The following is a 9,338-nucleotide window of genomic DNA, read 5'->3' as shown; positions in this document are numbered from 1 at the left end:
AGATTAACACATAACTTACTGATAAATAACAAATAAAATCTATCGCGTGGCATAATAGTCCCACAGGTGCCGGCGCTCGAAGAACATGATCAAGTGGTTGGGATCGCGCACGTAGCAACGGTGGAACGAGGAGTTGTAGACGCCCGTGTCCGGGTCGCGGGCGGCCCAGGTCATGGTCAGGTAGGGACCCAGGTCGGCGGTGTGGTGCGTCAGCACCGGCAGGAAATACAGGTTGGGGTCCATTCTGACCTGCTTCACCGGCGCGTCGGCGGCGTCCACCACCACGGGCTTCTCGCGCCGTGCCTCGCGCGCCTGGAACTCCAGCATCAGCTCGCGGCCCGCGTGCTCCGGCGCCAGTCCCAGCGCCACCGCGCAGGCGGCGCGCGACGCGAACGTGTTCATCAGCAACGGAAACTCCGAAGGCTCGCCGCTCAGGTTGTCGATGTTGGAGAAGAGCAGCATCGGCTCGCGCTTCCGCTTCTCCAGGTCCGCGATCATGGCGCACACTTCCAGGTGGATGTCATGCTTGTCCGTGACCTCAACCAAGCGCTCCGGGGCGAGGCGCCTGACCGAGTCGAGGTAGGTTCGCAGGTCCATCGCACGAGTCTAAGGCGCGGTTGCGTAGCCGTCAACGGCGGTTGCAACGTCCGAGGCCCTGCTCCGACCGGACCACCCTCCCCTCCGTCATTCCCGCGGAAGCGGGAATCCAGGCGGGGTGGGGGGCTCCAGAACAGTCCGTTGCAATCACCAGACGAAAGGAACAAGCTTTGGTTGAGTCTGGCACGAATTTGCCGACGCCTTCCGTATCCATGAACACGACGACTCAAGACCCTGCACCCCAGATCCGCCTGACAGTGCCCCAGGCCCTCCACGGCAAACGCCTGGACGCGGCGCTGGCGGCCCTCCTGCCGGAACAGTCGCGCTCTCGCCTCCAGCGGCTCGTGCGCGACGGGCACGTCCGCCTCGACGACCGCGTCCCGGAATGCTCGGACAAGGTTGCGGCGGGAGCCCGCATCGAGCTGGAGATCCCGGAGCCCGCCGAGGTTTCCTGGAAAGCGCAGCCCATCCCGCTGGAAATCGTCCACGAAGACGATTCCCTGCTGGTGATCAACAAGCCACCGGGCATGGTGGTTCACCCGGGAGCAGGCAATCCCGAGGGCACCCTGCTCAACGCCGTCATGCACCACGCTCCCTCGCTTGAGACCGTGCCGCGCGCCGGCATCGTGCACCGGCTGGACAAGGACACCTCGGGCCTCCTGGTGGTGGCCAAGACCGACGCCGTGCGCCTGCGCCTGGTCCGGGAGCTGCAGGCACGGCGCATCAAGCGGGAATACCTGGCGCTGGTTCGCGGCGTCGTCCGCGACGGCGGCTCCGTCACGGCGCCCATCGGCAGGCACCCGGTCCACCGCACCCGCATGTCGGTGCACCGGCGCGGCAAGGAAGCCACCAGCCATTACACCGTGAAGGGCGCCTACCGCGGCCACACCCTGCTCCTGGTACGGCTGGAATCCGGCCGCACTCACCAGATCCGAGTGCACATGGCCCACATCGGACACCCCGTGGTGGGCGATCCGGTGTACGGCGGGCGCGGCGGCGCCGGCATCAAGGGCCAGGGGCCGCGGGTCACGGAGCTGTTGCGCGCCTTCCGACGGCAGGCCCTGCACGCGGAGCGGCTCGGCCTCCGCCACCCGGAAACAGGCGTGTCCATGGAATGGACGGCGCCCATGCCGGAGGACATGCGGGCGCTCGTGGAGGCCCTCGCGGAAGACGCGCGTTCATGACGCCGGGCTCCGGCAAGGTCTCTGTTTGCAGGCGTGACCCGGGTTCCTTTATCCCGTCATTTGATAGTAGAATCGTCGCGATTCGGACGGGCCGCACGGCGGCCCCCAGAAAGCAAAGGAGTCCACCAATGGGTCACTCGGTCAGCGCCTACAACTACGAAACCTTCAACCGGTCGGAAAGCTCGGCCAAGGCCGGCGACTTCACCGCGCGCCTGCGGGCCGGGGAGGAGGCTCCGGACTTCACCCTTCCGACCCTGGAAGGCGAACAGGTCCGGCTCTCGGCGTTCAAGGGCAGCAAGCACGTGCTGCTGGAGTTCGGCAGCATCACCTGACCGCCCTTCGTGGGCGAGGTCTCGCCCCTCAACGAAATGTACCGGAACTATCGGGACAAGGGCTTCGAGTTCTTCACCATCTACGTGCGCGAGCCCCATCCGGGAGAGAACTACGGTCCGCACAAGGACTTCGAGCAGAAGCTCGAATTCGCGCGCCAGTGCCGGGACCAGGACGGCATCGAGAACCCGCTGCTGGTGGACGACCTGGAGGGCACCGTGCACCGGCTGTACGGCGTCCTCCCCAACATGGTCTACATCGTCAGCAAGGAAGGCCGCATCGTCTACAAGGCCATGTGGACCGACCACGACGAGATCCGGGTGGTGCTGGACAACCTCGTCATGGCCGACGAACTGCGCGCCCAGGGCGTCCGCCTCAAGCCCTCCGTCACGGAAAAGATCAACTTCATCCCCGCCCAGTACGCCGGCGGCCTCCGCGAAAAGGTCTTCGACCGCGCCGGCCCCAAGGCGTGGCAGGACTACCAGTCGACGTTCGGGGGGTAAGGGAGATCGCCTCGCCATGATCGAGAAGATCCGCACCTACTGCGCCATGAGCAAGTCCCGCTGTGGGGTGGTAGCCACGGTGGAGGACGGGCGCTTCGTGCGCCTGGAGCCGGATGCGGACCATCCCAACCGGGGCATCTGCATCAAGGGGCAGGCGGCGCCGGAGCTGGTGTACGACCCGGAGCGGCTGCGCTGGCCGCTGCGGCGCACGAACCCCAAGAGCGATCCGGAACCGCGCTGGGAAAGGGTGGGCTGGGACGAGGCCATGGCGGAGATCGCCGAGCGGCTGGGGTCGCTGCGGGACCGCCATGGCGCGGAATCGGTGTTCTTCTACCGGGGGGCGTCCGGGGGCAGCGCGTCGGCGGAGTACGAGCCGTGGCTGATCCGCTTCGCCAGCCTGTTCGGCAGCCCCAACACGGTGTCCACGGGGCACATCTGCAGTTGGCACAAGGACAACGGCTCCCGCTACACGTACGGCAGCGGGATTCCGAACCCGGATTTCGAGAACACGGCCTGCATCCTCTTGTGGGGGCACAACCCCAACGCCTCCTGGCCCACCCAGGCCATCCGCATCTCCGCGGCGCGGAAGCGCGGCGCCCGGCTCATCGTCATCGACCCGCGGGCCATCCCGCTCACGCGCAAGGCGGACCTCTGGCTCAAGGTGCGGCCGGGGACCGACGGGCTGCTGGCTTTGAGCTTCCTCAACGTGATGCTGGCGGAACAACTCTACGACGCGGAGTTCGTGCGCGACTGGACCAATGCGCGGCTGCTGGTGCGGGAAGGTTCGGGCGAGATGCTCACCCAGGACGCGGTGGTCGCCGGCGGGTCGCGCGAACGCTACGGGGTATGGGACGAGGCGGCGGACGGGCTCACGTTCCACGACCCGGCGAACCCGCGGGCCAATGGACGTCCCGCCCTTGAGGGATCGTTCGAGGTCATGCTCGCGAACGGCGCGGTCGAACGGGTGACGCCGGTGTTCGAACTGCTCAAGCGGCACCTGAGCCTGTACACGCCGGAAGCCACGGCGGAGGCCACCGGCATCGACCCGGACCTGGCGCGCCGCGCGGTGCGGCTCTTCTGCGGCACGCCGCCGGGCTGCTACTACAGCTACAACGGCCTGGAGCAGCACGCCAACGCCATGCAGACCAACCGCGCGGTGTGCCTGTTCTACAGCCTCACCGGCAACCTCGACCGGCCCGGCGGCAACGTGCGCTTCGCCAAGACGCCGGTCAACGGCATGGACGGACGCAAGTTCCTCTCCCGTGAGCAGGAACGGAAGCGGCTCGGGTTCGACGCCCGGCCTCTGGGGCCCGTGGCCACCGGCCGGGTGCAGGCCTACGAGGTGTACCGCGCCGCGCTGGAGGGCGAGCCCTATCCCGTCAAGGGCTTCCTGAGCTTCGGCGGCGACATCATCATGGCCAACGGCGATACGCTCCGGGGGCGGCGCGCGCTCCAGCAACTGGACCTCTACGTCCAGACCGACTTCTACGAGACCCCGGCGGGGCGCTACGCCGACTTCCTCCTGCCCGCGGCCACGTCCTGGGAGGACTGGCACGTGAAGGGCTCCTTCGACCAGGGGGAGGCCACGAGCACATGGCTGCAGTACCGGGCGCCGGTGGTGCCGCCGCAACACGAGTGCCGTTCCGACGCCGACATCCTCTTCGACCTCGCCGGCAGGATGGGCTTCGACGAGCACTTCTGGCACGGCGACCGGGAGGCCGCGCTGGACTACATGCTGGAACCCGCCGGGATCACGGTGGCGCGGTTGAAGAAACACCCGGGCGGGCTGTCCATGCCCCGGGAAACGCGCTACCGCAAGTACCTGGAGAAGGGGTTCGACACGCGCTCGCGGCTGGTGGAGATCTACTCCATCCCGTTCCAGGAACGGGGTTACGCGCCGCTGCCGGAGTTCACCCCAAGCGAGTCCGGGTTCGGCGGCGACGTGGTGCGCGACTATCCGTTCACCCTGTTCACGGCCAAGGGCATCAACTTCTGCCACGGGCAGCACCGGTCGGTGCCGTCGCTCCGCGCCAAGACCCCGGAGCCGCTGGTGGAGATCCATCCCGAGGACGCGACCGGTCTCGGCATCGCCGGGCAGACGCCCGTGCGCGTGGAAACGAAGGTCGCGGCCGTCACCATGAAAGCGCATCTCAACGCCGAGCTTCCTCGCGGAGTCGTGCGCGTCATGCACGGCTGGTGGCAGGGCTGCCCCGACCTGGGACTGCCCGGCTACGATCCCTTCAGCGCCGAAGGCGCCAACGTCAACCTGATCATCGACAACGACGTCATCGACCCCATCACCGGCTCGGTGCCGCACCGCTCGTACCCGTGCCGCCTGGTGCCCGGTAGCGCTCCGGCATGCCCGACCCCCTGACCGCCGCCATCATCTTCGGCGTTTTCCTGTTGGCGGGAGCCGTCAAGGGTCTGGTGGGCTTCGGCTTGCCCACGGTGAGCCTCGGCCTGCTGACCGTGGCCTTCGACCTCACCACCGCCATGGTGCTGTTGCTGGCGCCGTCCTTCGTCACCAACGTGTGGCAGGCCGCGGTGGGCGGCAACGGCCGCGCCATCCTGTGGCGCCTCTGGCCTTTCCTCGCCACGGCGACGACCACGGTGTGGATCGGCGCCCTGGCGTTGGCGCGGGTGGACCTGGCGTGGCTGTCGGCACTGCTGGGACTGTTGCTGGTGATTTATGCGGCGCTGAATCTGGCGGGCGTGCGGATCGCGCTGACACCCAGGCAGGAAACCTGGGCCGGTCCCGTGATCGGTATCGTCAACGGGATCCTGACCGGCATGACCGGGTCGTTCGTCGTGCCCGGTGTCCTGTACCTCCAGGCCATCGGGCTCTCCCGCGACATGCTGGTGCAGGCCATGGGAGTGTTCTTCACGCTGTCGACGGTGGCGCTGGCCTTGGCGCTCCGAGGCAGCGGCGTGCTCGACCTGTCCTTCGGCGCATGGTCCGGGGCCGCCCTGGCCCCCGCGGCCGTCGGCATGCTCGCGGGCCAGCGAATCCGCAAGCGGCTCTCGGAGCAGCGGTTCCGTCAGGTTCTCTTCACCGGCCTGTTGATGCTGGGGATCTACATCACCGCGCGGTCGGCGTTGACCCTGGCGTGACGCCGCCGGCGGCCGTACCTTGGCGGATCAGAACGGCAGGCTGTGCTTCCTGGCGGTGTTGCAGGACTTGCAACTGGGGACGACGTTGCCCTTGGTGCTCTTGCCGCCGCGGATGATGGGCACGAGGTGGTCCATGGTCAGCTCGCGGGCCGGGAACCGCTCGCCGCAGTGAGCGCACAGGCCTTGGCTCGTCCGGTTCTTCCACCACTGGCTGTCGCGCAGTTCCCGCGCCTTCCGGCGTTCGCGGCGGATCTCGTCCTCCGTCACCGGGACGAGAAAGGCATCGGGGTCGGGCGTCATCTCACAGCACCTTGTTCTTGAGGGTCCTGAAGTAGACGGCGAAGCCCACGGCGACGCCGAGATAGAGGACGCTCCGGGCCAGCGCCCAGCCTTCGCCGGCGCCGAAGAAGTTCGTAAGCTCCCAGCCGCTGAAGAAGATGAAGAACGCGATGGACGTCCCGATGAGTATCCTGTGCGCGGTGATCAGTCTCATGGCTCGTCGCTCCGGCCAAAGTCTAACGTCATCCTCCTGTTTCTAGTAGATTTCAAGGAATTCCAACAGCCGGCAAGGAGAGCGCATGTCCATCGAAGTGATCCATACCAACAAGGCACCCGAGGCCATCGGCCCCTACGAGCAGGCCATCAGGGCCAACGGGTTCGTGTACACCGCGGGGCAGATCGCGCTGGTGCCCGAGACCGGCGAGCTGGTGGCGGGCGGCGTGGAGGAGCAGGCGCGCCGGGTCCTGGATAACGTCACGGCCGTCCTGGAGGCCGCCGCCACGTCCTGGGACAAGGCCGTGAAGACCACCATCTACCTGAACGACATGGCGGACTTCGCCGCCGTCAACGCCATCTACGAAAGCTACCTGGGCTCCGGCAAGCCCGCCCGCACCACGGTGGCGGTGGCGGGACTGCCGAAAGGGGCGTTGGTGGAGGTCGACGTCGTGGCGCTGGCGTAGCAGCGCGTGGGCCGGCGTGGCGACACGAACGCCGGGCCGGTCCTTCGCGGCCGTTCGGAGGCGGAAGGGGTCGTCAGTGGTCACCCTCGTTCGGAGGGAACGGTGGTCTTGGCGGTGCCGTCGGCATTCAGGTAGTCGCGCCAGACGTGGGCGGCCTTGAACCCCAGGGTGTTCGCCGCCTTGGTGACGTCGAGGCCGCCCCAATGGCCTGAATAGCCTTCCCTGATCTTCGTGCCGGGGATGTATCGCCGCACCAGCTCGTCCGTCGGCTCCGGGTAGCGGCTCGTGGGCGCGGCGATGTTGAAGACCTCGTGCCCCGACAAAGGCGCCTCCAGGGCCAGGCGGCAGGCGACGGCGGCGTCACGCGCGTCCACATAGCTCCAGAACGTTCCCATCCGCACCCCAGGGTCGGCCCAGCGCCGCGGCAACTCCTCGTAGGCCAGGTCGAAGTTGACGCCGCTGAAGCGGAGGCTCACCACCGTGATGTCGCTGTAGCCCGTGCAGGAATCGGCAAGCTGCTCGCCGAACACCTTCGAGAGGGCGTAGGGGTCCTGGGGCCGGCACGGGTACGCCTCGTCCAGGGGCAGGTAGTCGGGCGCCCAGATCCTGGGAGCGTAAAGGAAGCCGTAGGCGGCGATGCTCGACGCGCACACGACCCGCGGCACGCCCAGGTCCACGGCGGCCTTGAGCACGTTGTAGGTGGCGCTGACGTTGTTGCCGAAGGTCTCGCAGTCGGGCGCCAGGTTAGGGGCCTGGTAGGCGCCCAGGTGGATGGCGGCGTCGGCGCCCTTGAAGGCTTCGTAAAGATCGCCCGGGCGGCGCAGGTCGCACAGCCAGGAGTCGCACAGCTTCGCCGGCGGCGGCACGATGTCCAGGCTCAGGACCTCGCAGCCGTGCTCCAGCAGATGGCCGATGGCCTGCTGTCCGAGGCGCCCGCTCCCGCCCGTGACCACGACCCTGGGCATCCTGGGCCTATCGGGGTCCAGGTTCGCTGGGTCTCACGCCCACGAACGAGTCGAGCTTCACCAACCCCTCGGCGTTCTCCTCCAGCCGCAGCGCCTTGGGCTCCCGGCCCGCGGCCACGGCGTCGATGGCGTCGCGGATCATGCGGCGCAGCATGATGACGCCGCGGTCGGAGGTGCCGAGACGCTCCTCGCGCTCGCCCAGGAGCCGCTGGGTGCCTTGCGTGACGATGTCTTCCTGGCGGATGTTGCCGCGGAAGGGCATGAGCGGACGCGTGTCGTAGGGCTTGACCTCGCCCTTGGGGGCCTCGCGCTTCCGCATCTTCGCCAGCCGCTCGAAGATGTCCGGGTCCGGGCCGGTGTAGTAGTCCACGGTGAAGAGCATGAAGTGGTCGTCGTCGTTGGGCGTGAGGAACATGAAGTGCTCGTAGTTGGAGCCCACCTTCTCCAGCACTTCCGGCTCCACCCGCGCGTGCACGAACTCGGTGTCGCCCACCTGCAGGATGCTCGGCAACCCCAGGCTCATCTCGTCGACGAACTCGGTGCCTTCCGCCGGACCGGGCTTGGACATGACGATCTTCATGCCGTAGGGCGTCTCCACCGGCTCGTAGGCCGGCGGGCTCTTGGCGCTGAAGAACGAGCCGCCCCAGGTCTGCTCGCCATAGGCGCTGCGGCTGTGCAGTATCCACACGTGGCAGGGGTCGGCGCTGTTCTCGTAGAAGTTGAACCAGTTGTAGTCGAAGTGGCGCGTGCTCTCCACCAGCCGCTGCCCGCCGTGGTCCACCAGCGGGGAGTAGTTGGGCAGCGGCGGCGGATTGTCGGGGTCCCGCCCCATGTAGGCGAAGATGAGCCCGCCCAGCGTTCGCACGGGATAGGCCGGATGCTTCACCTTGGCGCAGAAGCTGGTCTCCGGCGGTTCGGACGGCTGCTCCAGGCAGTTGCCCGCAACATCGTAGAGCCAGCCGTGGTAGGGGCAGCGGATGCCGTGCTCCTCGACGTCGCCGTATTCCAGCGACGAGCCCCGGTGCGAGCAGTCCCGGCCGATGAGCCCCAGCCGTCCCCGGAGGTCGCGGAACAGCACAAGGTCCTCCCCCAGCACCCGCACCGCCTGGGGGACGTCGTGCAGCTCCGCCTCGGTGCCCACCGCCAGCCAGTAGCGCCGCAGCCACTCGCCGCCCGGCGTGCCGCGCCCCACGCGGGGGATGTCCTTGTTGGTGCTTCTGAAGGCTTCCACGCGATCAACCTCGTTCAGTGTCCAGCGTCAGTCGAGGAAGCCGCCGCGGCTCAGCTCCCGGTGCACCGAGTCCCGCGCTTCCGGCGGCAGCGGCTTGGTCTCCCACTTGGGGAAGCGCTTGATGTCGAATCCGCGCATGCGGTACATCTCCGCCACCACGGCCCGGCCGTGGCGCTTGATCAGTCCGATGATCACGGCGGTGACGTCGTTGACGCGCCGCTGCAGTTGCACGGCCTGTCCGTAGTCCTCCCGCTCCAGCGCGCGCCACAGCTCGACGCACAACTCGGGGATGCAGCTCGTGGGCGGGTTGATCATGCCGGCCACCCCGAAGGGCACCAGCCCGAAGATGTCGGCGTTGCCGGTGAACACCGACACGTCCGGCGGGAACAGCCGCACGTAGTCGAGCATGGCGCCGGCGCCGTAGGCCACCTTGATGCCGCGGATGGTAGGGATCTCCT

At 67.8% G+C, this 9,338-nt stretch carries 11 protein-coding genes; 5 read left to right on the top strand and 6 right to left on the bottom strand.

What is annotated here, in order from left to right:
* Window positions 1-39: 39 nt before the first annotated feature.
* A complete protein-coding gene (locus tag OXU42_15665; protein MDE0030827.1) occupies window positions 40-597 on the bottom strand; it encodes a UbiD family decarboxylase in 558 nt (185 codons plus the stop codon).
* Window positions 598-809: 212 nt separating this feature from the next.
* Between OXU42_15665 and rluD the strand changes: the two genes are divergently transcribed.
* From rluD to OXU42_15645, 4 genes are all read left to right on the top strand, one after another.
* Window positions 810-1,781: a 23S rRNA pseudouridine(1911/1915/1917) synthase RluD gene (gene rluD / locus OXU42_15660; GenBank protein MDE0030826.1), complete on the top strand. Its 972-nt coding sequence runs from the start codon at window positions 810-812 to the stop codon at window positions 1,779-1,781.
* Between the two features lie 128 nt (window positions 1,782-1,909).
* Window positions 1,910-2,614 (top strand): TlpA disulfide reductase family protein, encoded by a 705-nt coding sequence (locus OXU42_15655; GenBank protein ID MDE0030825.1) that lies wholly within the window; start codon window positions 1,910-1,912, stop codon window positions 2,612-2,614.
* Window positions 2,615-2,630: 16 nt separating this feature from the next.
* Window positions 2,631-4,988, top strand: a complete 2,358-nt coding sequence (locus tag OXU42_15650) for a molybdopterin-dependent oxidoreductase (GenBank protein ID MDE0030824.1) — start codon at window positions 2,631-2,633, stop codon at window positions 4,986-4,988.
* On the top strand, window positions 4,973-5,725 hold the full coding sequence (locus tag OXU42_15645) for a sulfite exporter TauE/SafE family protein (protein ID MDE0030823.1): 753 nt from the start codon (window positions 4,973-4,975) through the stop codon (window positions 5,723-5,725). Before OXU42_15650 ends, OXU42_15645 begins: the two co-directional genes overlap by 16 nt.
* A gap of 27 nt (window positions 5,726-5,752) precedes the next feature.
* Here OXU42_15645 and OXU42_15640 read toward each other — a convergent pair whose 3' ends face one another.
* Entirely contained in the window at window positions 5,753-6,025 is a 273-nt protein-coding gene (locus tag OXU42_15640) for an HNH endonuclease (GenBank protein ID MDE0030822.1), read from the bottom strand.
* 1 nt (window position 6,026) lies between these two features.
* Window positions 6,027-6,218: a hypothetical protein gene (locus OXU42_15635; protein ID MDE0030821.1), complete on the bottom strand. Its 192-nt coding sequence runs from the start codon at window positions 6,216-6,218 to the stop codon at window positions 6,027-6,029.
* Window positions 6,219-6,303: 85 nt separating this feature from the next.
* Here OXU42_15635 and OXU42_15630 point away from each other — a divergent pair, with 85 nt between their 5' ends.
* Complete coding sequence (locus OXU42_15630; protein MDE0030820.1) at window positions 6,304-6,684, top strand: RidA family protein; 381 nt, start codon at window positions 6,304-6,306, stop codon at window positions 6,682-6,684.
* Window positions 6,685-6,764: 80 nt separating this feature from the next.
* On the opposite strand, the gene OXU42_15625 is transcribed toward OXU42_15630, so the two are convergent.
* From OXU42_15625 to OXU42_15615, 3 genes are all read right to left on the bottom strand, one after another.
* Window positions 6,765-7,649: an NAD(P)-dependent oxidoreductase gene (locus tag OXU42_15625; protein ID MDE0030819.1), complete on the bottom strand. Its 885-nt coding sequence runs from the start codon at window positions 7,647-7,649 to the stop codon at window positions 6,765-6,767.
* A gap of 7 nt (window positions 7,650-7,656) precedes the next feature.
* The gene (locus OXU42_15620) at window positions 7,657-8,880 is read right to left on the bottom strand and encodes a Rieske 2Fe-2S domain-containing protein (protein ID MDE0030818.1); all 1,224 of its coding nucleotides are present in this window, start codon (window positions 8,878-8,880) and stop codon (window positions 7,657-7,659) included.
* Between the two features lie 27 nt (window positions 8,881-8,907).
* The coding region (locus OXU42_15615; GenBank protein ID MDE0030817.1) for a hypothetical protein at window positions 8,908-9,338 on the bottom strand (431 nt) is incomplete at its 5' end.

The sequence above is a fragment of the Deltaproteobacteria bacterium genome (assembly GCA_028818775.1).
Taxonomy (GTDB): domain Bacteria; phylum Desulfobacterota; class Binatia; order UBA9968; family JAJDTQ01; genus JAJDTQ01.
The sequence above is the reverse complement of the archived record's forward strand: the minus strand, read 5'-3'. Positions and strand labels throughout refer to the sequence as shown.

Bases quoted from the DNA above. Each gene is read 5' to 3' on its own strand.
- OXU42_15665 (MDE0030827.1), bottom strand. From the start codon at position 597: ATGGACCTGCGAACCTACCTCGACTCGGTCAGGCGCCTCGCCCCGGAG.
- OXU42_15650 (MDE0030824.1), top strand. From the start codon at position 2,631: ATGATCGAGAAGATCCGCACCTACTGCGCCATGAGCAAGTCCCGCTGT.
- OXU42_15630 (MDE0030820.1), top strand. From the start codon at position 6,304: ATGTCCATCGAAGTGATCCATACCAACAAGGCACCCGAGGCCATCGGC.
- OXU42_15640 (MDE0030822.1), bottom strand. From the start codon at position 6,025: ATGACGCCCGACCCCGATGCCTTTCTCGTCCCGGTGACGGAGGACGAG.
- OXU42_15635 (MDE0030821.1), bottom strand. From the start codon at position 6,218: ATGAGACTGATCACCGCGCACAGGATACTCATCGGGACGTCCATCGCG.
- OXU42_15625 (MDE0030819.1), bottom strand. From the start codon at position 7,649: ATGCCCAGGGTCGTGGTCACGGGCGGGAGCGGGCGCCTCGGACAGCAG.
- rluD (MDE0030826.1), top strand. From the start codon at position 810: ATGAACACGACGACTCAAGACCCTGCACCCCAGATCCGCCTGACAGTG.
- OXU42_15645 (MDE0030823.1), top strand. From the start codon at position 4,973: ATGCCCGACCCCCTGACCGCCGCCATCATCTTCGGCGTTTTCCTGTTG.